This is a genomic window from Pseudoalteromonas sp. SCSIO 43101, assembly GCF_023650775.1.
GTDB lineage: Bacteria > Pseudomonadota > Gammaproteobacteria > Enterobacterales > Alteromonadaceae > Pseudoalteromonas > Pseudoalteromonas apostichopi.
The window spans coordinates 2,953,732-2,979,035 of record NZ_CP072673.1 but is presented as its reverse complement, the minus strand read 5'-3'; the positions used below and the strand labels follow the sequence as shown (position 1 = coordinate 2,979,035).

Sequence of the window (25,304 nt, the reverse complement as noted above, 5' to 3'; positions counted from 1 at the left end):
TGGGGTTTTATTTAGAGTAAATGGAAACATCTAATCGCGTTTATCTGCTGGGCTCATGTATTGTTAACCCACTCGAAAATAAACTGATCTGCAATGGTAGTGAACAACTTTTGCAGCCTAAGTTTATTGAGTTGTTAGCCTGCTTAGTGGCGCGTTACCCCGAACCAATCACGCGTGAAGAGCTCATCAATCATGTATGGGAAGGCAATTTTTATGTCGGTGAAAAAGCCTTAACGAATGCTATTTGGCATTTACGAAAAGCATTTAAAGAGCTCGACCCAGAACAAACTTACATAGAGACATTACGAAAAACTGGCTATCGCGTTTTGTTAAAGCCTCAGCCAATAGATACAGCTGATAAAGATAAACCTGGTCCCTTAAGTATCACTGCTGCGCAGATTCGCCAGCTGTTCGTAGCTTTATGTGTAATTAGCCTAGCAGTGATGTATTGGCTGTTTTCTTCGCCTTCAGAACAAACAAATTCAAGCTTTGTGCTACCGCTCAATAGCATCGAAAGTGTTACGGCAAGCCCTGGTCGTGAGATTTACCCTTCAATTTCAGATGATCAGCATTATTTAGTGTATTCGTGGCGTCAGCTTGGTAAACCAAATAACCTATATTTACGCGATTTACATTTTCCTGAGCATCCTGCTAAGCAATTAACAGACTCACCCTATACTGAAGGCCGCTCTGTGTTTAGCCCAGATGCAAACACGTTGTACTATTACCGAATGGCGTCAGATGTCTGTGAAATTGTAAAGCTGTCTTTGGTTAATGCTACCAGTGTTGTATTAGGGGAGTGCAGTAATAAATATGCCCCAGATCTTGATATCAGTAGTGATGGTAAAACCTTGGCTTACATTGCTGATCACACCAGTAAGTCAGGTGATTATGTAACTCGTATTAAGCTGCTCGATTTACAGGCAAAACAAACAAGTGAAACGGTTATTCCTTGCAATAATGACTGCGAAACTGTGTATGAGTCGGTATCGTTTTCGCCAAGTGCTCAGCGAGTTGTGGTTACTCGTACTGTTAAAAACAACCAAAAAGCGCTGTTTTTAATTGATGTAAAGACAGGGCAAAGCCAACGCTTAACTCATGACTTTGTTGATATTCATGGTGTGGATTGGCATCCATCTAAAGAGCAATTGGCGTTTAGCGCAGTTGAAGGCGGCAAACGTTATGGCTATTTTTACGATATTAATGATCAAACCCTAATTAACACGCAAATCGCTGGTATGAGCTCGCCTAATTACAGTAGCGATGGCAGTGTTTATTATCATCAATGGGATTTAGATAAAGTGATCACGCGTTTGAAAATAGACGAGCAAGTAGCCAGCTCACCGTTTTCTATGCTGTCGACCAACTTTAGTTCGCTATTTCCTGAATATAATCAGCAGCAAGATAAACTGCTGTATGTGTCGAATGAATCGGGCAGTTCGCAGCTTTGGATTGTAAACCCCGATAGCAGCTCGCGAAAGCAGCTTACTGACTTTGCACATAATACTGGGGAAATTCGTGATCCAACTTGGTCAGCCGATGGACGCTATATTTTGTTTTCATTGTACGATAATGGCAGCACCCGCTTGTATTTTTATGATTTCAAAGTAGAGCAAAGCCAACAAATCAAGCTGCCATTTAGTCATGCTGTTAAACCTAAGTTTAGTGCTGACAGTCAGGGGATTTTGGTGTCTGATGGCGACTACCTATACCGTTATGACTTAACAGGAAGAAGCCTAGGTAAAGCCGTTGATGTACCAGCGCAGTTCGGCGTTGAAACACAAGCGGGTGATATTTTATTTACTAATTCACGCCATGCTATTTGGATTAAACACCATAAGACGGGTGTTGAAGAAATGCTTGTGAATGATATTAAATTGGCGCGCAATTATGCATGGTTGCTGGTGGCAAAAAACGCTTACCATGATGGGCGTATTTATTATTATAAAGAGCGCTTAGGTGATTACCGCATAAGCTACTATGACTTAGCGAGTAAGCAGCACCATGATTTAATTGCTTTACCTGAGCGAGCTTATAGCCGCTCATCGGGTCTGACCTACATACCCAATGAGCGTTGGTTGGTTTACACCGCATACCTATCGCCAGAGACAGAAATCAAGCGCTTACCTGCAGCCTATTTACCTAAGTGAGTTAACACTTACGATAGATATCAGCATCCATATCGTAAATATTAACGCTTAAACTATACGAGCGGCGGCAGTATGTTTTTAAGCAACTTAGCAATTGCTCACTGAGCATTTGCTTTTGCTCTATGGTTCTGCCTGCCATGATTGATGCGCCGATGTGAATAAAGCCATCTTTGCCTTCACCTAATTCGTAATGCTGATAAGCAATTGCACGAGTCTTTATGGTCGAAAGCTCAAATAAGCCAGAGTCAAAAACGGCTTGGTGAACTTTTTCAACTAACACTTGTGGCAGAATTGGCAAGTCTTCTGAGTGTTCTATAACAATGTGCGGCATAGGGTTTTCCTTAAAAGCGGTAACTAAAACCGATGTTTGTCTGAAATTGGTTTAACACATCACCATCAAAGTGCCATAGACATTGATTGTCTTCTGATGTTGGCAATGTGCACGATACATTGCTTGCATTATTTACAATAGTTGCCAGCCAGCGAGTTTCAACATAAACCCGAGCTTGTTCAGTAAATAAATAATCAGCGCCAGCATAAAGGCCCGAGGTAAAAAATGTATCAGAATCGGCAAAGTCAGTGCTGACGTAGTTTGCGCCAATTTGGGCGCCAACAAAACCAACCACACGGTCAGCCAATGGCACTTCTACGGCACTTTGAAATAGCAGATATTGCATCTCGACTTGCTTGTTGGTTTGGTCTTTCATATCAAGTTCGGTTGCTGAATAAAAGAACCCGTAACGAGCATTATCAATGGTTCTATCAAGACTGACAGTAAAATGGCTGTCATCCTCAAGCTCAATTTTAAGGTTTTCTTCGGTTTGCACCGAGTTAGTAAAGTTTTTGCCAAAACCAGCGCTAATAGAGTAGCCAGCATGAGCTGTACTACTTAAGAACATGAAACACAGTAAACCAAACGATTTTTTCATTGTTTAGATGCTCGTTGTTGAAGATATTTTGAGATAGTATTGAAACATAGCAAGCAAATCGTTGTAAACGGACAACTATCGCTTTTTAATAAGGAACACTAGGATGAAGTTACTAAAATTAGCTGCTTTGACTGCGCCACTAGTTTTGTTGAGCGGTTGCTCGGATGATGCTGCTTCGGTAAGTTTAGGGTTATTCACTACCAAAGATATTAAAGTGGTATCACAACAAGATCCGCTGATCAGCGGTGTTACTTGCCACATTAGTCATATTGAAGCGAATCTTGATTTTGCTGATCCTTCAGATATGTCTATTGCCTGTCGTCAAACAGGGCCGATTACGGCTGAACAATTAAAGCAAATTGACCGCAGTAAATCGGGTGAAGTGGTATTTAAGTCATCGAAAAGTATTTTGTTTAAATCGTTAAAAGTGCGTCGAATTTATGATGCACCTACACGCACTCTTTTGTATTTGTCTTATTCAACCAAAGAGTCAAGTGGCAGCCATCATCACGCTTTATCTACCGTGCCCCTTTACAACACGGATGCATGGCAATGGGCACAAACACAAGAGTAATTTATGTTAGCGTTATTTAAATCAGCCCCGTTAATTGATGAGCAAGAGCAGCAATGGTTAATTGATACCTTTTTATGGGCGGTTGAGCATTTTGATAGTGATTATTTTTTAAAGCATACCCAAGTTATTTTACCCAACGGACAATTTTTTCCAGATAGGGTGTCGAGCGTCAGTGAAATGGCTGAAAAGGTATTTAGTCGAGTTGTTGATTATGCGGGTATGAAGGCGTGGCCAATTAACTTAGTTGCGCCATCAGGGCTGACTCCACAGGTGTTTCCGCACTTTGAATTCCAAGACAATTTACGCGGTAGCGAGGCAAGTTTAATCGTACCGGCAAATCACCCGGTGAATATCTCGTTTAACCCAAACCAAATAAATCAACCACAAGATTTAGTCGCAAGTTTTGCAGGAACCTTAGCCACTATTTTGATTCACCATGTGGGTGTATTACCTCCTGGCGGTAAAGAGTACTTACCACAAGCAAGTGATGCGTTAGCATGCTATTTAGGTTTTGGGGTAATGATGAGCAATACGGTATATCAATTTAAAGGTGGCTGTGGCTGCGGTTATAACCCCTATGCCAATCGCCAAGCGGCGCTGACTGAACCACAGACCCTGTTTATGCATGCGCTGGTTACGCACTTTAAAGGGGACAGTCAGTCGAAAAAGTTTTTAAAGCCCCATTTACGCAGCCAATATAAAAAAGCGCAAAAGCAAATTAACGCTTTGATTAGTAATAGTGCAAATCCTTTGCTGTTGGCTCTAGATGAACAAGCCGTAGGATAATTTTTCGTGCAGTATTTAGATGAGTTTTTATTGATTGCTATTGCTCATTTTTTTGCAGTGGCAAGTCCAGGCCCTGACTTTGCGATCGTACTAAAACAAAGTATTCAACAAGGTCGTAAAAATGCGCTCTGGACAAGTGCCGGTGTGGGTGCGGCTATTCTGTTACATATTGCTTATTGTGTATTAGGTGTGGCGTTAATATTATCGCAGTCACCAAGCTTATTTATGGCTTTAAAATACGTTGCAGGGGCCTATCTGGCTTACTTAGGTGTACAAGCCTTACGCAGTGCAAAACCCAACGATAGTAAGCAGCAAACTCTTGCACCTGCTGAGCCTGAATCTGTGTATAAAGCATTTCGACGCGGCTTTTTTACTAATGCCCTTAATCCCAAAGCAACGCTGTTTTTTATGTCGCTGTTTACTCTTGTGATTAGTCCTGAAACACCCGTTTTAGTGCAAGCTGGATATGGTGTATATATGGCAATGGCAACTTGGTTGTGGTTTTCATTTTTATCATTGGTGTTATCAAAAACATCGGTGAGAGCATTTTTCTTAAAAAGCGGATATTGGTTTGATAGAGGCATTGGGGTGATCTTAATTGCCTTAGCTATTCGCGTTGTTGTGTGAGGTGAGTATGGCGCTGTATAACTTTTCATTTGGTTCAAATATGTCATCGAGTCGATTGCTGGCAAGGCTACCTGGAGCAAAACGGGTGGGCACAGCCATTTTAAAGGGTTATGAGCTGACTTTTGATATGGTGAGTACCGATGGTTCTGCAAAATGCAGCGTGCGTAAAACAGCGCAAGCAGATACCTTGGTATATGGCGTTGTTTATCAGCTTAACGAAGCGGAAAAGTCGATTCTTGATGATATCGAAGGGCCACGTTATGACTGTGTAGATATCACCGTTGAGCTAATTGATGGCGAGCAACTCGCTGCGCATTGTTATATTGCTAACACCCTTGATGAGTCTTTACTTCCATTCGACTGGTATCTTCAGCATGTTCATCGCGGAGCGCTTGAAGCAGGTGTACCAAATCATTACAGTGAAGCAATACTCGCAAGACAAAGTTGCGATGATCCAGATAAAACCCGAGCAGCGAAAGAGTTCGCTATTCACAACAATAAAAATCACCAAGGGATATTATGAAACTCCGTAAATTAGCCGTTGCAGCGGCATTGTTATCAAGCTGTTCGTTTTACAGCTATGCTGATATTGATACTAAGAAAATCGAAAAAGTGATCGAAACGTCGATGGCACGTTTTGATGTACCGGGTATGGCTGTGGCGATTGTTGAAAATGATAAAGTCGTGTTAGCAAAAGGTTTTGGTGTATCTCACCTTGATACCGGTAAAAAAGTAAATAAAGACACATTATTCGGTATTGCCTCAAACACCAAAGCATTTACCGCAGCAGCGTTAGCTAAATTGATTGATGAAGGCAAGCTAAGCTGGGATGACAAAGTCATTGATCATCTACCTGAATTTCGCTTGTATGACCCTTATGTTACGCGTGAAATGACCATTCGCGATTTATTAAGCCACCGTAGCGGTTTGGGTTTAGGGCAAGGTGATTTAATGATTTGGCCAGATACCGACAAATCGATTGATGAGATCATCGCAGGCCTAAAATATTTGAAACCGGCAAGTAGTTTTCGCAGTAAATACGCGTATAACAACCTAATGTTTGTGACAGCAGGTGAGGTGGTTGCGCGTGTCTCTGGCATGAGCTGGAATGATTATATTGAGAAAAATATTCTTGAGCCTCTCGATATGAAAAACTCGCGAGCTGGTTTTTCACGTATCCCTAGCAGTAATAAAAACTGGGCTACGGGTCATATCCCAATGGATGGGCAACTACATCCATTTTTTGTTAACTACCTTGAAGACTTCCGTGGTGCAGGTGCGATTGCATCAAGCGTGAGTGATATGAGCCAATGGCTACGCACGCAGCTTGCACATGGCAAAATGCCAAATGGCGATCAGTTATTCACTGAAAAGCAGCAGCAACAAATGTGGCATCCACATATTACGTCAATGGCCTCAAAAAGAGCTTATGAAGCTTACCATCAGCAATTTAGAGGCTACGGTTTAGGCTGGAGTATTGAAGACTTCCATGGCATTAAAAAGTTAGGCCATGGTGGTGGTATCTTAGGTATGGTGTCTCAAGTGACATTATTACCAGAGAAAAACCTCGGTATTGTGATTCTTAGTAACCAGCAAGCATTTAGTGCGTTATCAGCAGTAACTTATGAAGTGTTAGAAGATGCATTAGATCTTGAAGATAAAGACTGGGTTGAAGATCTTGCGAAAAAGCATTTTGAAGGTAAAAAAGAAGCTTACGCAAATGCAAAACCAGAAACACCGGCCGATTATCAACCGAAACTACCAAACATCAACTACACAGGTACACTGCATGATAACTGGTATGGTGATGTGGTCATCGAAGAGTTAAATGGTCAGCTACGTATTGATTTTACTCATACAAAGCGCTTAAAAGGTCAACTAGAGCATTACACTGGCAATACCTTTATTGTTAAGTGGGATGAAAAGTTACTTGAAGCGGATGCTTACATAGAGTTTCAAATGAGCCCAGAAAACAGAGTGAGTGGTGCGAAAATGCGCGCTGTATCAACGGCGGTCACTGACTTTAGTTTTGACTTTAGAAATTTAGATTTACGCGCTAAAAAGTAAACCAAAGTCGCAAAGCCACCATTCGGTGGCTTTGTTATACTGGGGGAAAATAATCCAAGGAGCGTATTATGAGAACGGCAGTTATCTCACATCCATTTTGTCGTAAACATAAAATGATTGAGGATCACCCAGAATGTCCCGCGCGTTTAGATGTGATCACCGACCGTTTGCTAGCAAGCGGTGTTGATATTGCAATTACTCATTTACAAGCTCCAAAAGCTAGCCGCGACGATTTTTTACGTGCTCATGATGAGTCTTTGGTCAGCCATGTAGAACAAACAATTCCTAATGACGGGCTTGCTGAATTAGACGGCGATACCTGGCTGTGTCCAGACTCAATGAAAGCGATTGAGCGCGCCGTTGGCGCCGGGTTATTAGCCGTTGATGAGATCCTTGCTGATAAGCTAGATGCAGCTTTTTGCTCGGTTAGACCGCCGGGCCATCATGCAAACCGCAGCTCCTCTGCAGGGTTTTGCGTTTTTAATAATCTAGCCATTGCCGTGAAATATGCGCAAAGCAAAGGTGTAAAACGCATCGCTATTCTAGACTTCGATGTTCACCATGGAAACGGAACTCAAGATATCTTTTTAGAAGATGATAATGTGTTGTTTTGCTCTTTGTTTCAACACCCATTTTATCCTAATACTGCGGTTGAAAATAACGCGACTTTAGTGAACTCACCGCTGCCAATTGCCAGTGATGGTAATGACTTGAAAGCTGTGTACCTTGAGCAATGGCTGCCAAAACTCAATGAATTTAAGCCTGAACTATTGTTTATTAGTGCTGGGTTTGATGCTCACCTTGAAGATGACATGGCAAGCCTGAAGTTTGTTGAAGATGATTACGCATGGCTCACTACACAACTAGCTGAGTTTTGCCAACAGCAAGATTGTAAAGGGATTGTCTCTTACCTCGAAGGAGGTTATGCCTTATCAGCCCTTGGTCGAAGTGCTGTGGCGCATATTAAAGCGCTGGTGGATGCACCTTAATCTGCCAGCATAGCAAAGGCTTGCGATGGTGTAAGCCGAGAAACCTTACTTAAACAGCACACTCCTTCTTGTGCTAGATGCTCAGTCACTTTAGTCGCAAGCTCAGCGTCAGTTAAGGCTTTAACGCTCTCACCCTGCAAATTAACATACTGCCCTGTAGCTAAAAGCATAATAACTGCGAGTTGCTGCTCCTCACTCAAACCATAAACATAGCTTTCAATATCGGCTTCATCTTCTACTAATGCTAATTCATTAGCTGAAAAAATAATCTTAGGAAATGATGAGTGCATTTATTGTCCTGTGTCAAAGTTGCCAATATTGAAATGATTATAATTGTCAATTCATGCAAGAACTAGGAAAGTCGACTTATGAATCAACCAAGACGACATCAAAAGGTCAGTGATGTCTTTTCGCATAAATTGGTATCATGTCCTGCGCATACGCCTTTGGTCGATGCGGTAAGGTTGATGCATGTTCACAATGTAACGGCTATTTTTATCCAACATGAACAGTGCGTGGTTGGGATTTGGACTGAAGCCGATTGTTTGAAAATTGATATCAGCAGCCCAGCCTACAAGAATCTTGCCATTCATGAGGTGATGTCAGCACCTGTTATTACGGTGCCTAACCAATGTTCAGTCAGTGATGCAACGCTGCGTTTTCAACAACATGGTATTCGCCATTTATTAGTAATGGATAGTGAGAACCAACCTGCTGGTATGCTGAACCTTTCTGATATCGTTCATAACCAAGGTCTGGACCACTACCTACAGTTTAGGCCTATTCATGAGCAATACCGCACCGACCTTGAGGTCGTTGATGCGCAGACACCGATTGAAGAGGTTGTGCAGCTGATGCGAACTGGCAGGCTTGATAGTGTGCTGGTTTATAACCGAGAGCTTGAAGTACACGGTATTATTACTCAGCGCGACATTGTTGAATTGATAATCCAAACTGAGTGGCTAAATCCCTGTTGGCAGTATGCCAGTTATCCGTTAATTGAAATTGGTTGTGAAAGTAGTTTATTTGATGCTTATCGCACTATGACAGAGCATAATGTTCGCCATTTGGTGGTCAAAGATGATGAGATCTGTGGGGTGATTTCATTTGCTGATTTGATCACAGAGATTGAATCGGCTTATTGTTGCGAGCTTGAGCGTGCTATTGAGCAGCGTGATCTTGCTTTGCAAAAGTCACAACGTAACCTATTTCTTGCAAATAAAATTATTGATGCCTCACTTGATGGCATCATGTTAACTCGCAAAGACGGCACCATTATTCAAGTTAACCCAGCTTTTACTGAGCTGACAGGTTTTGCTGAACATGAAGTAATAGGTAAGCGGCCAAATATTCTAAGCTCAACAAAACATAGTCGTTCTTTTTATCAAAAAATGTGGCATGCCATTGAATATGAAGGAGTGTGGCAAGGGGAGATCTGTAATTGTAAGAAAGGCGGCGAAGAGTTTGTTGAGTGGCTAACCATCATTCAAATTAAAGACCCTAACTTTGATGAGGTGCTGTATGCAGCTATTTTTAGCGATATTACTGAGCGTAAACGTGCTGAAGAAAAAATTGCCCAGCTTGCCTATTACGATGAATTGACCGGCCTGCCAAATCGGCGCTTATTTCATGACAGGCTCTCCATTGCACTAAGCACCGCCAAGCGTAACCATGATCTTTTAGCTGTAATGTTTATCGACTTAGATCGCTTTAAAGAGGTCAACGACAGCTTAGGACATGACGCAGGTGATAATTTGCTTGAACAAGTTGCTGAACGAATTTTATCAATCTTACCTGAAGGGGATACCCTAGCACGCTTAGGTGGTGATGAATTTGTTTTACTATGCGAAGTAAATCGTGTTGAAACGTTATTAAACTTTGCAGAACAAGTATTACAGCAAGTGAGCATGCCGCTTGCTATTAACGAGCATGTAGTTGCAATTACAGCCTCTATTGGCGCAGCAGTTTATCCAGATGATGGCGTAGATAGCGCCACATTACTTAAGCATGCTGATATTGCTATGTACCGCGCCAAAGAAGTCGGTCGTAATTCATTTCAATTATTTAAACCAGCTATGAATGCGCGCTCTTTAGAACGTCTGGCAATGATGAGCCGTTTGCAAAATGCCATTGAATGTGACGAATTTGAGCTTTATTTCCAACCGAAGCAAGAGTTAAACTCGGGTAAAATTTTAGGTGTTGAAGCGCTTTTGCGTTGGCATGAGCCGAATCTTGGCGTGATCTCACCGGCTAAATTTATCCCCCTTGCTGAAGAGCTTGGTCTAATTGTAAAACTCGATTTATGGGTAATCGAGCAGGCTTGTAAAGAGTTAGAAAAGTGGCAGCAACAAGGGATTGAAGCAGGGCGCTTAGCAATTAATATATCGGCGAATCACTTACGTCAGGGGCAATTAGCATCGAATGTTGAGCGTTTACTTGAGCGTTATGATGTTGACCCACACAAGCTTGAAGTTGAGCTGACGGAAAGCTGTTTTATAAGCCACTTTAGTGAGGCCAAGCAAGAGTTGTTGGCGCTGAAAAAACTAGGTGTGCATATTACTTTGGATGACTTTGGTACGGGGTATTCGGCTTTAAGTTATTTAACAAAACTGCCTATTGATACGTTAAAAATAGATGCCAGCTTTATAGCAAAAGTACCTGATGAATATGGTAATAGTGAAATAGTAACGGCGATTATTAGTCTTGCGAAAAGTTTAAGTATTTATGTTGTCGCCGAAGGGGTTGAGAAGGTAGAGCAGTTAAATTACTTACGTTCACTTAACTGCGATATCATTCAAGGCTATTATTTTTGCCGTCCCGTAGCGAAACAGCAATGGTATGACTTTTACCTTAATACAGAAAAAAGCGATTAATTAAGGCTTATCTCATAAGAAGTAAACTTACGAATATTAATTACGCCAGTATCAAAAATTAGGTACTGGCCTTTAATGCCTTTTAAAATCCCCGATACTTCTGGTGCTTTATCAAAATTGAAAGAGCTGATTTTGCTTGGGTATTCACTCACAGGGTAGTCTAGCTCAACCACATCTTCATCGAGCTTTTCAATTGCCGTTGAGCCAAACAGTTCAGCAAGTTCACTCAGCTTAGCATCAATTTGTGGGATCAGCTCACTGGCAGCGGCTTTTAAATCAATTGCTTCAGATTGGCCTTTTAGCATGTTTCGCCAATTGGTTTTATCAGCAATAAACTTGGCTAAGGCAACCTCAACTAAACCAGATTGAAGGCGGGTTTGTACTTTGAAGATAGGTAAAGCTTGCGTCGCACCTTGGTCAATCCAGCGTGTAGGAATTTGAGTATGGCGGGTAATACCTACTTTTAGGCCTGAGGTGTTTGCTAAATACACGTAATGCGGGATCATGCAGTTTTCTTCACCCCACTGCGGCTCACGACAGGTACCTTTATCAAAGTGGCACGTTTCAGGCTTCATGATACACATGTCACAGCTAGCCAGTTTGCGCATACACACGAAACAGTGGCCTTGAGAGTAGCTTTTCTTGGTTTTTTTACCGCAGTTACAGCAAAAAATATTGCCAGTAAAAGTGAGTGTTAGCGGTTTACCAATATAGTCATTTAACGAAACTAGCTCATTACCAATAGGTAATTGATATTCGACAGGAGAGGTAAGTGTCGACTTTAATTTTCTGATCGTACCTTGCATCTTTACATGGCCCCTAAAGATGTTAAAAAGAGCAGTGTAACACGCCCTATTTAAATTGTGAGGCAATAAAGCTTAGATACTCATTAATCGGCAGTGCTTTGCTGTAATAATAGCCTTGGCCTTGATCAGCCCCCATTTTGATCAGCATTTTCTCTGTAGCTTGGTTTTCAACACCTTCGATGGTGATATTCATATCAAGGTTATGGGCCATATCAATGGCGGTTTTTACAACCACTTGATTAGTTGTGTTATCCACTAAATCCAGAATAAAGCACTTATCTACTTTTATAGTGCTAAATGAATAATTCACCAAGTAGTTCAACGAAGAGTAGCCAGTACCAAAGTCATCGAGTACTACCTTACTCCCGAGTTTATTGAGCTCGCTGATAAAGCTGACCATTTCATCATGGTTTTTAATAAGCGCAAACTCGGTTAATTCAAACTTTAACTGATCCGCGGTAATACCATGTTTTAAGATAGTGTTTTCGACTTTTTCGACGAGTTTAGGGATAGCGAGATTTTTCGCACTTAAATTAACGCTAATAGTATGCTCGCGGTAACCTTGTCGATTAAGCTGTGCAGCAGCAAGGCAAGCCTGATCAATTACCCATAAGCTTAGTTCATTGATTAAACCTGTTCGTTCAGCCAATAAAATCAGTTGCTCAATATCGAGATACTTACCAGCTGTAGGCCAGCGTAATAGCGCCTCAGCACCACAGATAGCGCCGCTGTGTAAATTGATAATTGGCTGTAAGTAAATGGCTAAGGTATTGCTTCGTATTGCTTGCTGTAATTCTGCAGCAAGGCTGACATCCATATCAATATGTGGTGCGTTAAAGTCAATATTTTGTTGTTTTTGTGATAAACCCAAGTAGCCACGCTGCAGCCAAATATCAAAGCCATCATCACTAACCGGCTCGGTAATGCTAAAGCGATAGTAAAGCTGTAGGTCTAAGCCTGCCACTTTATATTGTTTAGGGAGCTGTTTACAAAGGTTGTTAAGCTCTTGATAAAGCTCTACTTGAGATTGAATTTTGGTAGAAATAAAGGCGAGTATACCATTCCCTAAATCAGCTACTTTTGGGCTATTATCTAAAGCCGACTCTAAATTAATAAATTGTCTCTTTTTATTGATTTGATGCTCTAGGGATTGAGCAACTGTGATAATTATTTGGCTACTCTGACTTGGCTTAAGGATGCTCATTAGGGCATTAAATTGCTCTATTTTCACTAAACAAAGATTAGCGAGCCTGTGCTCTGAAGTGATCGCCATATAGGCTTGTTTGAGCATAGCTTGATTGAGTAACTCTGTTTGTTGAGTATGAGTTGCATGATACAGCGCTTTTTCACGTTGATACCGGACTCGATCAGCCAGCGCCATTGCCATGAGCACAATTTCACACAGAATAGCGACTAAAAAAATATGTCTAACTGCAAAGCTATACTGAATAAATCCAGTAAGCTCTAAAGGTTGAATTGCAGCGCCTACTATCAGTGGCACCCAAGACATTACATAAAACTTTGCCCATCTAAAGCCACTCACTAACTTTTTGTATATCATGCAAATACATAAAATATAAAGCGGTACCATGATGGCAAAAAAGATTTTTGAAGAATGATATTCCAGCATGAAAAAACTGATCAGGCTGAGACTGAAGAGCAGGGCTAAAAAACTAATACTGAGTTTATAAAGGCGGCAATTGTCTTTATGGTAGCGTAAGAACATAGTGCAAAATGCTACAGTGAAAAAGGCTATTGCATAGTTACTGAAGACCACTTGCTCATTAAAAAACATTTGCCATGACAAAGGCCATAGATAAAAACCAAAACCAAGCACTGAGCCCATAAGTAGCAATGCTGAGATTATATAACCTATGTAAATAAGGTAGACACGGTCACGAATCCCTAAAAATAATACCAAGTTATAGAGGGCTGCCATTATCAGCACGCCAATAAAGATCCCCCAAATACCCGACTGTGAACGAAGTAAATCTTGGAACTCTTTTTCACCATAAATATTGATAGGTGTCTTACTAATACCAACAGTATCTATCTTAATAATGAGGGTTGTTTGCTCGTTGCCCTGCATTGTTAAAATGCTGTGCGGTGTGCTGTATTGGAACAAACTGAGCCCAGCTACTTTATCTCCTAGCTCGGTTGTATCTATAAGCAGCCCCTTATCATCAACATGATAGACAGTGAGGTAATCAACCATTGGGTTGTCAAAGTGAATAGACAGCTCTACTGGCTTTGTTTGACGGTTTTCTAAATCAAGCTTTAGCCAATAATCTTGCTCGGCTAAATCCCACTCAATATCTTTAAAAGGGTGTTGCTTTAGCTTTTCTGGTTCTGCTAAAAACTGCTCCAGAGTTAGTGATTTACTGTAGTCGATTCGATACGCCGTTTTACTGTAAATAGGCGCCGTTTTGTCAATGGTATAGCGGGTAGGGCTGGCTAAATGAGCCGCTAGGGTGGCAATGATAAAAAACAAAATTGTTAAAATAAGAAATGAAACAAAGTTATATTTCAGTGCTTTATTATTCAAAATTAGTTCTTTATCTAGGTAAATATTCTTATTAGTGTAGCATTAAAAAAGCGCAGATAAACTGCGCTTTATTAGAATTAGACTGGTTTGACCTTAATTCTGTTCGCGAGCAATTGCACGGTAAGCGATATCTGTACGATATTCCATGCCTTCCCAGCTGATTTCATCAACTAGTTTATAAGCACGTTGTTGCGCTTCAGTAACTGTGTTGCCAAGCGCTGTAGCACAAAGCACACGACCGCCAGCCGTAACAACATTTTCGCCGTCTTGCTTAGTGCCTGCGTGGAATACTTTTTCACCTTCAGGATAAGTAACTTGTAAGCCGTTGATAGTGTCACCTTTCGGGTAGCTATCTGGGTAGCCTTTTGCTGCTAGTACAATACCTACAGCTGCGCGCGGATCGAACTCGATATCGGTTTTATCAAGTTCTTCACGGTTAGCCGCTTCGATAAGCTCAACAAGGTCAGACTTAAGACGAAGCATCATAGGTTGTGTTTCTGGATCGCCAAAACGACAGTTGTATTCAATCACTTTTGGAGTGCCATCAGCGGTGATCATTAAACCAGCGTATAAGAAGCCAGTGTAAGGGTGGCCTTCTTTTGCCATGCCTTCAACTGTCGGGTTGATCACTTCATTCATAATGCGCTGGTGAATTTCATCTGTAACCACTGGTGCAGGTGAGTATGCACCCATGCCGCCAGTGTTTGGACCTTGGTCACCATTGTAAGCACGTTTGTGGTCTTGGCTAGTTGCAAATGGCAACACGTTTTTGCCATCAACCATCACGATGAAAGATGCTTCTTCGCCTTCTAAGAACTCTTCGATAACCACACGGCTACCAGCTTCACCAAAGCTGTTGCCTGCAAGCATATCGCGAATAGCTTCTTCAGCTTCAAGTTCAGTCATCGCAACGATAACGCCTTTACCCGCTGCTAAGCCATCAGCTTTAACAACAATTGGCGCACCTTTTTCTTTTAGGTATGCAAGCGCAGGTTCGATTTGTTCAAATGTTTGATAATCCGCTGTTGGAATGTCGTGACGTGCTAAGAAGTCTTTAGTGAACGACTTAGAGCCTTCTAATTGTGCAGCACCTGCTGTTGGGCCGAAGATAGCCAAACCGTTTTCACGGAATGTATCAACCACACCTAAAACAAGAGGTACTTCAGGGCCAACAATGGTTAACTCAACGTTGTTTTCTTTAGCAAAAGTAACTAAACCTGCTAAGTCTTCAACATTAATAGCAACGTTTTCAAGTTTTGGCTCAAGTGCAGTACCTGCGTTACCAGGAGCGACGAAAACGGTGTTTACTTTAGTATTTTGTGCAGCCTTAAACGCAAGAGCGTGTTCGCGGCCGCCACTGCCGATGACAAGTACATTCATGGCGTATAATCCTATTTATAGCGGTTTTTTAAACTTCAGCGTCATACGGTCACTTTCACCAATCGCTTTATATTTAGCAGCGTCTTTTTCGTCAAGTGCTAAACGTGGTGGTAGTGTCCATACCCCTTTAGGGTGATCAGCTGTATCAAGAGGGTTTGCATTAATGTCACTGCTTGCCACTAGTTCAAAGCCAGCTTGCTTTGCAATTTCAATTACATAGCTTTGCTTCATATAACCTGATGATTTCTGATCTTCATCGCTGCGAGACTCAGGTAGGCGGTGTTCAACCACACCTAAAGTGCCGCCTGGTTTAAGTGCTTTATAAAATGCTTTAAATGCACTTAACGCGCCTTCTTTATCTTTACCCATGTACCAGTTGTGGACATTTCTGAATGTTAAGACAAGATCAGCGCTATCCGCTGGTGCAATATCAAGATGTGTCACTGGCGCAAATTCAGTCAGTTTAACTTCACTGAAGCGCGCGTCATCGCTCATCTTTTTCTTGAAACCAGCTAATGAACGTTGGTAATAACCCACTTCAGAATCTGCTGGGAAATGTGCCGCGTAGTAAACACCATGACCTTTTACGGCTGGTGCAAGGATTTCGCTATACCATCCACCGCCTGGAGCAATTTCAACAACTGTCATGTTTGGCTTAAAGCCAAAGAACTCAAGTGTTTCAACTGGATGGCGATATTTATCACGTGCGCTATTTTTAGCATCACGTTCGCTTGATTGCACAGCATTTGTAAGCGCTGATTCATGGGCGTGGCTTAGTGCCTGTGCTGATGTTAGCGCAAGGCTGGCAACGAGTAACGATTTTACGGCAAATTTCATCATCTGTTCCTTCATTATATGGGTAATTATTATTATTAATCAGAATACGTGAATTTGTGGCAAACAAAAAGGGTTAAGCTATTTGCTTAACCCTTTATGTGATTAGTGGCGGAAATGGCGCATACCTGTAAATACCATTGCCATACCAGCTTCGTCAGCTGCAGCGATAACTTCTTCATCGCGCATTGAACCACCTGGTTGGATAACAGCAGTGATGCCAGCCTCTGCAGCTGCATCAATACCGTCACGGAATGGGAAGAATGCATCAGATGCCATAACAGAACCTTTTACTTCAAGGTTTTCGTCAGCTGCTTTGATACCTGCAATTTTCGCTGAGTAAACACGGCTCATTTGGCCTGCGCCTACACCGATAGTCATACCGTCACGAGCATATACAATCGCGTTAGACTTAACGAATTTAGCTACTTTCCAGCAGAATAATAGATCTTTTAATTCTTGCTCAGTTGGTTGACGCTTAGATACAACTTTAAGGTCGCCTTGCGTTACCATGCCTAGATCACGGTCTTGAACTAAAATACCGCCATTAACGCGCTTGATATCGTGACCCGTTGCATTACCAGACCATTCACCACATTCTAATAAGCGTACGTTTTGCTTAGCAGATACGATTTGTGCAGCTGCTTCAGATACTTTAGGTGCAATGATAACTTCAACGAATTGACGAGAAACAATCGCTTCAGCAGTGTCTGCATCAAGTTCTTTGTTGAACGCGATGATGCCACCAAATGCTGATGTAGGGTCAGTTTTGAATGCGCGATCATAGGCTTCAAGAATGTTGTCACCAATTGACACACCACAAGGGTTCGCATGTTTTACGATAACACACGCTGGTACGTCGAATTCTTTTACACACTCTAATGCTGCGTCAGTATCAGCAATATTGTTATAAGAAAGTGCTTTACCTTGCAGTTGAACCGCAGTTGCAACAGATGCTTCAGTTAAGTCGTTTTCAACATAAAAAGCAGCGTCTTGGTGTGAGTTCTCACCGTAGCGCATATCTTGCTTCTTAGTGAACTGCATGTTGATAGTACGTGGGAACTTAGTCTCTTCAGCAGCTTCCTCTGTATAGTCAGGAACCATTTTGCCGAAGTAGTTTGCAATCATGCCATCGTACTGAGCTGTGTGCTCATAAGCGGCAATAGCTAGATCAAAACGCGTTTTATAAGTTGTTGAACCATTGTTGTTTTGCATTTCGCTGATTACACGGTCGTAATCTTTTGCATTTACAACAATAGTCACGTCTTTATGGTTTTTCGCCGCAGCGCGAACCATAGTTGGACCACCGATATCAATGTTTTCAATTGCATCTTCTAGGCTGCAGTCTTCTTTCGCAACAGTGTTTGCGAAGGGGTATAAGTTAACTACAACGATATCGATAGCAGAGATGTTATTCTCGTTCATTACGTCTTCATCTTGACCGCGACGCGCTAGGATGCCGCCGTGAATTTTTGGATGAAGTGTTTTTACGCGACCATCCATGATCTCAGGGTGACCAGTATGGTCAGATACTTCAGTGACTTTGATGCCGTTATCAGCAAGTAATTTGCAAGTACCGCCAGTTGATAAAATATCCACGCCTTGTGCTTCAAGAGCGCGAGCAAATTCAACGATACCGGTTTTATCTGACACACTTAATAGTGCGCGACGAATTGGACGATGTGTATCCATTGTAGTTTTGATTACCTCAATGTTTGAGCTAGCTTAGAAAGGCGGTATTTTAACTGAATCTGCTTTAAAAAACGACGTTTAAAGCGTGAGGATTTTGCATAGTTTTTAACAGCTATAAAAAAAGCACCCTAAGGTGCTTTTTTCAAATAACTTATTACCAGTTACTATGAAGCTGTAAGCAATTATAACGATAGCTCGTTAGAATGATTACGGTTTCAATAACCAGTATTAGTTCATGCCATATTTTTTAAGCTTCTTACGTAAAGTACCACGGTTGATACCTAGTAAGATTGCAGCACGAGTTTGGTTACCACGCGTGTACGTCATTACTTCTTCAAGTAATGGTGCTTCTAGCTCAGAAAGAACAAGGTCGTATACGTCTTGTACGTCTTGACCATTAAGTTGCTTTAAGTAGTGATGAACAGCTTTTTTCACTGCATCACGCAACGGCTGTGGTTTCTCGTGTGACTGTACATGAGGGTTTGTGATAAATGGAGAAGTCACGTTTTGTTCGAACATCGTTATATGTCTCTTTCTTTCTTAGTTAGCTGCTAGTGTTTTAAAGTATTCTTCTAATGCGTCGACTTGTGCCTGTGGGTTATCTAACGCATTAAATACTCGCCTAAACTGACCGTCACTGTCATGGGTTTGCAAATACCAAGATACATGCTTTCGAGCGATACGCGCTCCCATTGGCTCCCCGTAAAACTGATGAAGATTGTCTAAATGCTCCATCAAAATGCTACGCACTTCTGAAATTTCAGGTGCTGGCAAATGTTCTCCAGTTCGCAAATAGTGGTCTATCTCCCTAAAAATCCAAGGGCGACCTTGGGCGGCTCGACCAATCATAATGGCATCTGCACCCGTATAATCCAAAACCTGCTTTGCTTTTTCTGGTGAAGTAATATCACCATTGGCAACGACAGGGATAGACACTGAACGTTTAATATCCCTAATTGTGGCGTACTCTGCTTCACCTTTATACATACATGCACGTGTTCGTCCATGTACTGCAAGTGAGGCAATGCCATAACGTTCAGCTATTCTCGCAATCTCGACACCATTACGGTTATCCTGATCCCATCCGGTACGGATTTTTAAAGTGACAGGGACATCGACAGCATTAACAACGGCATCGAGTATCTCTTGTACTAATTCAGGAAACTGTAATAAGGCAGAGCCTGCGAGTTTCTTATTCACTTTTTTAGCCGGGCACCCCATATTGATATCTATGATCTGTGCACCATTGCTGACATTGAATTGTGCTGCCTGCGCCATAAGCTCAGGATCGGCACCGGCGATTTGCACCGAGCGAATTCCCGACTCACCGCTGTGATCCATACGGTTCATCGATTTTTCGGTTTTCCATACTTTCGGGTTTGACGAGAGCATTTCAGAAACAGCAAGGCCAGCACCTAAGCGACGGCAAAGTTGTCTAAATGGTCTGTCTGTAATGCCTGCCATTGGCGCGACAATTACGTTGTTCTCAAGTTGGTATGAACCGATACGCACTGTTATTCAATTGGCCTCTTTTCAAGGGGCGCTAAGTTTACGGCTTTTTTAGCAAAAATCAAAGGCTATAAATTGAACAAAAGTGACTTTTTTTTGCCCTTTTCGTATTGACTTTTGATAACAGTTTGACGGGTAGGTTGATTTGTTTGTTATTTGAACAGAAAAATTTTTACTCACTAAAAAGTGAGAAACTACTAACTGTAAAAATAAGGTAAAGCCTGTTAAATACTGGCTTTACCTATTATGTTTGAGTAAATGCTCTAGGGCTGTTTAGGCTTTCTTTATGCCGCTTACTCGGGTCCATTCCCCCTCAGCAGCCACTTCATCAAGGACTAAAAATGGGGCATAAACGTCGGCAACAGACTGAGCTTGCTCTTCTAAAATACCTGACATAGCAATTTTACCATTCGGTTTTAAAAGGCCTAAGATCACTTCATGTAGTTCGCGAAGTGGTTGAGCTAGAATGTTTGCAACCACAATATCGGCTGTGAACTCTGGCTGATCTTCAGGTAAATACACTTCAAGTTTATCTGCAACACCATTACGTTTTGCATTATCGCGGCTTGCCTCAAGGGCTTGTGGATCAATATCGATACCAATCATGCGCTCAGCACCTAATTTGATTGCCGCTATTCCTAAAATACCCGAGCCACAACCAAAATCGACAACGGTTTTACCTGTTAAATCTTGGCTTTCTAGCCATTTTAAACAAAGCGCCGTGGTTGCATGGGTACCCGTACCAAAAGCAAGACCAGGATCGAGTAATACATTAACAGCATTAGGATCTGGAATATCACGCCAGCTTGGACAGATCCATAAGCGTTCACCAAATTGAATTGGGTGGAAGTTATCCATCCACTCTCGTTCCCAATCCTTATCTTCAAGCTGTTCAATCTTATAAACAAGTTTATCGGCGAGTGTTGCTTCAGCTTTTAGAGTCTCTACAACGCTGTCCATATCGTGGTTTGCGTCATAAAGGCCAATGACAGTGGTATCAGCCCATAGTTGAACTGTGCCAAGCTTTGGCTCATAAATAGGGGTATCTTTGGCGTCAACATAGGTCACTGAGGCACTGCCAGTGTCCATTAATAAGTCGCTGATTAATTCTGCGTTGTCAGCGTTTGCATTGATACGAATTTGGATCCAAGCCATGAATATCTCTCGAATAGAAAAAAGGCCGCAACAGCGGCCTTTTAGTTAAAAATGCGATACTAAATTACTTAGCATCTAAGAAGCTTTTCAGTAAGTCAGAGCGAGAAGGGTGACGTAATTTACGTAACGCTTTCGCTTCGATTTGACGAATACGCTCACGTGTTACGTCAAACTGCTTACCAACTTCCTCTAATGTATGATCAGTGTTCATGTCGATACCAAAGCGCATACGCAGTACTTTAGCTTCACGTGCTGTTAAGCCTGCTAATACGTCGTTTGTAGCGCCACGTAATGATTCCATTGTTGCAGAATCAATAGGTGAATCTATAGTGGTATCTTCAATGAAGTCACCTAAGTGCGAATCTTCATCATCACCGATTGGCGTTTCCATTGAAATTGGCTCTTTAGCGATTTTAAGTACCTTACGGATCTTGTCTTCAGGCATTAACATACGCTCAGCTAATTCTTCTGGGCTCGGCTCACGCCCCATCTCTTGTAGCATTTGACGAGAGATACGGTTTAACTTGTTGATCGTCTCAATCATGTGCACAGGAATACGGATGGTACGTGCTTGGTCAGCAATCGAACGCGTAATTGCTTGACGGATCCACCATGTTGCATAAGTTGAGAACTTATATCCACGGCGGTATTCGAACTTATCAACCGCTTTCATTAGACCAATGTTACCCTCTTGGATAAGGTCTAAGAATTGTAAACCACGGTTGGTATATTTTTTCGCGATTGAAATTACAAGACGTAAGTTCGCTTCAACCATTTCTTTCTTCGCACGGCGAGCTTTCGCCTCACCAATACTCATACGACGGTTGATGTCTTTAATTCGTTCGATGCTAAGACCCGTGCTTTCTTCAATTGCACTTAGTTTGCTGATGCAACGAATGATTTCTGGTTTAACTTCTTCAAGAGCTACAGAGTATTTCTCATTTGCAGCAATCTCAAGGTCAATCCAGCTAGCATCCGTTTCGTTGTTTGCAAAGTGCTTGATGAAGTTCTTTTTCGGTAACTTAGCAATTTGTACAGCTTGCTTCATGATAATACGCTCTTGTACACGAACGCGGTCCATCATTTCACGCATGTTATTAACCATGCGGTCAAACTGTTTTGGCACTAATTTAAATGTTTTAAATAGTTCGCCGATTTCTGTAATAGCTTCCTGTGAATCAGGATGTGAGCGACCTTTTTCTTCGAACGTATCGCGTGCTTTGTTATAAAGCTCACGTAAATTTTCGAAGTGAATACGCGCTTCTTCAGGATCAGGGCCTGTATCGCCATCACTATCGTCATCGTCATCACTGTCTTCATCATCATCCTCTTCGTCGTCTTCGTCGTCGAGTTGCTCTTCGTTTAACTCAGAACCGATGTGTGTTGCAGAGATTTGTGATTCATCTTCATTGTTAGGGTCAAAGAAACCAGAAATAATGTCGCTTAAGCGCATTTCTTCTGCTTCAAACTTGTCCCATTGCTCTAGTAGATAGGTAATTGCTTCTGGGTATTCAGCAACTGAAATCTGTACTTGGTTAATACCTTCCTCAATACGCTTAGCGATTACGATTTCGCCCTCACGCGTAAGAAGTTCAACAGTACCCATTTCACGCATATACATACGTACAGGGTCAGTTGTTCGACCGATCTCTTTTTCTACAGTCGCAAGTGCAGCTGCCGCGGCTTCTGCTGCGTCTTCGTCTGTCGTTGTTTCTTGCATCATTAATTCATCGGCATCAGGCGCGTTTTCACTTACCTTGATACCCATATCATTAATCATGCTAATGATATCTTCTACCTGATCTGAGTCGATAATGTCTTGTGGAAGGTGATCATTAACTTCTGCAAAAGTTAAATAACCTTGCTCTTTACCTTTTTGAATCAGAAGCTTTAATTGTGACTGAGGAGTTGGATCCATAGAGATTTATTCTTCCACTCTGAAAGTTGATACAACAGGCGCCAGCTCGCTTATTAATTAAGCGACACGAAAACTAACTAGACGCAGTGAATAGCACAGTATAACAGCATTATTCAATTCTGACTAGCTGTTGCTGCCTTTTAACGCTTGCGTCAGTAAGTGGCATTCTAGCCTTTCTTCACTGCTTAAGCCTTGGGTCTTGTCTTTTATTAATAGGGTCTCTAGTCGATAATTTAAACACTGGTCTTCAATAAATTTAAAAGTATTTTTAAAAACAGTCTCTAAACGATCGTCATTTATTTGGTGCTGCCAAGTTGCTAATTTAACCAGCGCGTCATATTCGGCGGTATCGCGAAATGACTCTAAAATTTGTGCTGTCGTTATGCCTTCACGCTCTAGCGCTAAGTGCTGTATCCGCAAAAACAGCTCAATACCAGCTATTTTCATTTCTGCCAATTCCGGCATATAAGCTATGCTGGTCGCCAAGTTTGGGTGTTGCAATAAAATACCAATCGCTTGGCGCATCGGCGTTATTTTAAATTTACGTTCAATAGAGTGCTGTTGCTTTGGTGATTTAACGCGATTATTTAATTGCTCTCTTGTTCGACCTATTAAGCGGCCAAGATGTTCCAATATATTTTCTTGGTAAAAATCACTGGGAATTTTTTCAATCAACGGCAGGGCATCACTAAGTAGCTTTGCTTTACCTGCATCTTGTGTAAGGTCAATCTCTTGGCTGAGCTTATTAAACAGCACCTTGGTAAAATCATCGGCTTCCTTTAACCTTGCTTCAAAAGCGTCTTTACCTTCTTTTTGTACCAGTGAATCAGGGTCTTCACCGTCTGGTAAAAACACAAACTTTAATGATTTGCCATCTGCAAGATAAGGAAGCGCATTCTCCAGAGCACGCCAAGCAGCATCGCGGCCAGCACGGTCACCATCGTAGCAGCAAACCACTTTATCTGTAGTTCTAAATAAAGTGTGCATATGCTCTGCGGTAGTTGCAGTGCCAAGGGCTGCAACGGCATATTCGATGCCTTGCTCAGCTAAAGCAACAACATCCATATAACCTTCAACAATTAGAATATGTTCAAGTTTTTTATGTGCTTGCTTGGCTTCGTATAAACCATAAAGTTCAAAGCCTTTATGGAAAATACGCGTTTCTGGTGAGTTGAGGTATTTTGGACCTTGATCCGCTTGCATAACACGGCCACCAAACGCAATCACCCGACCGCGTTTATCGCGAATAGGGAACATGAGTCGGTCACGGAAGAAATCAAATTGGCGACCAGGCGACTTTTCAGAGGCAAGCTTTAACTCAACAAGTTGTTCTTTTTGTTCTTTGTTGCGGCCAAGTTGTTGGCAGAGTGCTTCCCATTCACTAGGCGCATAACCAATCATAAACTTTTTCGCTGTTTCACCGCTTAAACCACGACCTTTAATATAGTCGATAACCGTTTTTGAGTTGGCATGATGCTTTAATTGATGTTGATAAAAGCGAGCAGCATGCAACATTAAATCGTAATCAGAGCGCTTTTGTTCTGCGGTGCGCTGCGGTCCAGAGCTTGTGCCTTGTTCGCGAGGTACGTCTAAATTGAGCATACTTGCTAATTCTTCAATAGCATCAACAAACTCTAATTTGTCGTATTCCATAACAAACGAAATTGCATTGCCATTCGCACCACAACCAAAGCAGTGGTAAAACTGTTTATCTTGAGAAACGGTAAAAGAAGGTGACTTTTCGTTATGGAAAGGGCAACAGGCTTGGTAGTCTTTACCCGCTTTTTTGAGGCCAACTCTCGAATCAATTAACTCAACAATATCGGTGCGAGCGAGTAAATCATCAATAAACTGTCGAGGGATCTTTCCGGCCATAGCTGTTGTTTTTCCTGCACTATCTATGCGTTCTAAAATAAGATTTGAACACAATTACTGTGTTTATGAAAGACTAAAAGCAAGAAACCGAGCACTAGGCTCGGTTTGCTTGAATCATACATCTGTATGTGGGGGTTAGGCAGTTAATCGTTGCTTTATTAAGCCAGAAATCTTACCTAAATCGGCACGACCTTCAGCTTTGCTTTTGATAACTCCCATTACCTTACCCATGTCTTGCATACCCGCTGCGTTTGTATCAGCTATAGCCGAGTCAATAAGAGCAATGATTTCTTCTTCACTCAGTTGTTGAGGTAAGAATTCTTCAAGTGCTTTAATCTCACTGGCTTCAATTTCAGCTAAATCTTCACGACCCGCATCAATGTACTGGGTGTAAGAATCGCGACGTTGTTTAACAAGCTTTACTAAAACAGCGGTAATACCGTCGTCGTCAAGCGTAATTTGCTCATCAATTTCACGTTGCTTGATTGCAGCAAGTACCATGCGGATAGGCTTAAGACGTTCTTTGTCTTTTGCCTTCATCGCATCTTTTTGCGCATCTTTTAGCGTTAATAAAAGGCTCATTTATACAAGACCA

Annotated in this window: 22 protein-coding genes; 8 read left to right on the top strand and 14 right to left on the bottom strand. The window is 41.8% G+C overall.

The genetic code is table 11. From position 1 onward, the window contains the following. Nucleotides 1-20 precede the first annotated feature (20 nt). Nucleotides 21-2,150, top strand: a complete 2,130-nt coding sequence (locus tag J8Z25_RS13830; RefSeq protein ID WP_250661204.1) for a winged helix-turn-helix domain-containing protein — start codon at nucleotides 21-23, stop codon at nucleotides 2,148-2,150. A 1-nt stretch (nucleotide 2,151) separates the two neighbouring features. Here the strand turns inward: J8Z25_RS13830 and J8Z25_RS13825 are convergent, their stop codons facing one another. Together J8Z25_RS13825 and J8Z25_RS13820 are read right to left on the bottom strand one after the other, a co-directional pair. Continuing rightward, nucleotides 2,152-2,481 carry a 5-carboxymethyl-2-hydroxymuconate Delta-isomerase gene (locus J8Z25_RS13825; protein WP_130050598.1) on the bottom strand — a complete coding sequence of 110 codons (330 nt, stop codon included), beginning with the start codon at nucleotides 2,479-2,481 and terminating at the stop codon, nucleotides 2,152-2,154. 10 nt (nucleotides 2,482-2,491) lie between these two features. Next, nucleotides 2,492-3,079 carry an outer membrane beta-barrel protein gene (locus J8Z25_RS13820; RefSeq protein ID WP_167659181.1) on the bottom strand — a complete coding sequence of 196 codons (588 nt, stop codon included), beginning with the start codon at nucleotides 3,077-3,079 and terminating at the stop codon, nucleotides 2,492-2,494. Nucleotides 3,080-3,182: 103 nt separating this feature from the next. On the opposite strand from J8Z25_RS13820, the gene J8Z25_RS13815 reads away from it, so the two are divergent. From J8Z25_RS13815 to J8Z25_RS13790, 6 genes are all read left to right on the top strand, one after another. Further along, nucleotides 3,183-3,653: a CreA family protein gene (locus J8Z25_RS13815; RefSeq protein WP_167659182.1), complete on the top strand. Its 471-nt coding sequence runs from the start codon at nucleotides 3,183-3,185 to the stop codon at nucleotides 3,651-3,653. Between the two features lie 3 nt (nucleotides 3,654-3,656). Beyond that, entirely contained in the window at nucleotides 3,657-4,439 is a 783-nt protein-coding gene (locus tag J8Z25_RS13810) for a hypothetical protein (protein WP_239976835.1), read from the top strand. A 6-nt stretch (nucleotides 4,440-4,445) separates the two neighbouring features. Further along, nucleotides 4,446-5,066 (top strand): LysE family translocator, encoded by a 621-nt coding sequence (locus J8Z25_RS13805; protein WP_130050602.1) that lies wholly within the window; start codon nucleotides 4,446-4,448, stop codon nucleotides 5,064-5,066. 7 nt (nucleotides 5,067-5,073) lie between these two features. Continuing rightward, a complete protein-coding gene (locus tag J8Z25_RS13800) occupies nucleotides 5,074-5,589 on the top strand; it encodes a gamma-glutamylcyclotransferase family protein (RefSeq protein WP_167659184.1) in 516 nt (171 codons plus the stop codon). Further along, nucleotides 5,586-7,133, top strand: a complete 1,548-nt coding sequence (locus tag J8Z25_RS13795) for a serine hydrolase (protein WP_167659185.1) — start codon at nucleotides 5,586-5,588, stop codon at nucleotides 7,131-7,133. The genes J8Z25_RS13800 and J8Z25_RS13795 overlap by 4 nt, the downstream gene beginning before the upstream one ends. Before the next feature lie 68 nt (nucleotides 7,134-7,201). Further along, nucleotides 7,202-8,122: a histone deacetylase family protein gene (locus tag J8Z25_RS13790; protein ID WP_167659186.1), complete on the top strand. Its 921-nt coding sequence runs from the start codon at nucleotides 7,202-7,204 to the stop codon at nucleotides 8,120-8,122. On the opposite strand, the gene J8Z25_RS13785 is transcribed toward J8Z25_RS13790, so the two are convergent. Beyond that, nucleotides 8,119-8,412: a DUF4144 family protein gene (locus J8Z25_RS13785; RefSeq protein WP_250661203.1), complete on the bottom strand. Its 294-nt coding sequence runs from the start codon at nucleotides 8,410-8,412 to the stop codon at nucleotides 8,119-8,121. The genes J8Z25_RS13790 and J8Z25_RS13785 overlap by 4 nt on opposite strands. Before the next feature lie 78 nt (nucleotides 8,413-8,490). Between J8Z25_RS13785 and J8Z25_RS13780 the strand changes: the two genes are divergently transcribed. Further along, entirely contained in the window at nucleotides 8,491-10,995 is a 2,505-nt protein-coding gene (locus J8Z25_RS13780; protein ID WP_250661202.1) for an EAL domain-containing protein, read from the top strand. Here the strand turns inward: J8Z25_RS13780 and J8Z25_RS13775 are convergent. From J8Z25_RS13775 to J8Z25_RS13725, 11 genes are all read right to left on the bottom strand, one after another. Continuing rightward, on the bottom strand, nucleotides 10,992-11,801 hold the full coding sequence (locus J8Z25_RS13775; RefSeq protein WP_250661201.1) for a DUF2797 domain-containing protein: 810 nt from the start codon (nucleotides 11,799-11,801) through the stop codon (nucleotides 10,992-10,994). The genes J8Z25_RS13780 and J8Z25_RS13775 overlap by 4 nt on opposite strands. A 46-nt stretch (nucleotides 11,802-11,847) precedes the next feature. Then, nucleotides 11,848-14,346, bottom strand: a complete 2,499-nt coding sequence (locus J8Z25_RS13770) for an EAL domain-containing protein (RefSeq protein WP_250661200.1) — start codon at nucleotides 14,344-14,346, stop codon at nucleotides 11,848-11,850. A 93-nt stretch (nucleotides 14,347-14,439) separates the two neighbouring features. Next, entirely contained in the window at nucleotides 14,440-15,726 is a 1,287-nt protein-coding gene (gene purD, locus J8Z25_RS13765) for a phosphoribosylamine--glycine ligase (protein WP_130050610.1), read from the bottom strand. A 15-nt stretch (nucleotides 15,727-15,741) separates the two neighbouring features. After that, a complete protein-coding gene (locus J8Z25_RS13760) occupies nucleotides 15,742-16,563 on the bottom strand; it encodes a class I SAM-dependent methyltransferase (RefSeq protein WP_130052247.1) in 822 nt (273 codons plus the stop codon). A gap of 102 nt (nucleotides 16,564-16,665) precedes the next feature. Continuing rightward, the gene (gene purH, locus J8Z25_RS13755; RefSeq protein ID WP_130050611.1) at nucleotides 16,666-18,252 is read right to left on the bottom strand and encodes a bifunctional phosphoribosylaminoimidazolecarboxamide formyltransferase/IMP cyclohydrolase; all 1,587 of its coding nucleotides are present in this window, start codon (nucleotides 18,250-18,252) and stop codon (nucleotides 16,666-16,668) included. 228 nt (nucleotides 18,253-18,480) lie between these two features. After that, nucleotides 18,481-18,771, bottom strand: a complete 291-nt coding sequence (gene fis, locus J8Z25_RS13750; protein WP_002957804.1) for a DNA-binding transcriptional regulator Fis — start codon at nucleotides 18,769-18,771, stop codon at nucleotides 18,481-18,483. A gap of 21 nt (nucleotides 18,772-18,792) precedes the next feature. Next, on the bottom strand, nucleotides 18,793-19,764 hold the full coding sequence (gene dusB / locus J8Z25_RS13745) for a tRNA dihydrouridine synthase DusB (protein WP_054560983.1): 972 nt from the start codon (nucleotides 19,762-19,764) through the stop codon (nucleotides 18,793-18,795). 270 nt (nucleotides 19,765-20,034) lie between these two features. Continuing rightward, the gene (gene prmA / locus J8Z25_RS13740) at nucleotides 20,035-20,916 is read right to left on the bottom strand and encodes a 50S ribosomal protein L11 methyltransferase (protein WP_130050612.1); all 882 of its coding nucleotides are present in this window, start codon (nucleotides 20,914-20,916) and stop codon (nucleotides 20,035-20,037) included. 64 nt (nucleotides 20,917-20,980) lie between these two features. After that, nucleotides 20,981-22,834 carry an RNA polymerase sigma factor RpoD gene (gene rpoD, locus J8Z25_RS13735; protein WP_130050613.1) on the bottom strand — a complete coding sequence of 618 codons (1,854 nt, stop codon included), beginning with the start codon at nucleotides 22,832-22,834 and terminating at the stop codon, nucleotides 20,981-20,983. 123 nt (nucleotides 22,835-22,957) lie between these two features. Continuing rightward, nucleotides 22,958-24,709 (bottom strand): DNA primase, encoded by a 1,752-nt coding sequence (gene dnaG, locus J8Z25_RS13730; protein WP_250661199.1) that lies wholly within the window; start codon nucleotides 24,707-24,709, stop codon nucleotides 22,958-22,960. Nucleotides 24,710-24,844: 135 nt separating this feature from the next. Beyond that, nucleotides 24,845-25,291: a GatB/YqeY domain-containing protein gene (locus J8Z25_RS13725; RefSeq protein ID WP_054551044.1), complete on the bottom strand. Its 447-nt coding sequence runs from the start codon at nucleotides 25,289-25,291 to the stop codon at nucleotides 24,845-24,847. Nucleotides 25,292-25,304: the final 13 nt, after the last annotated feature.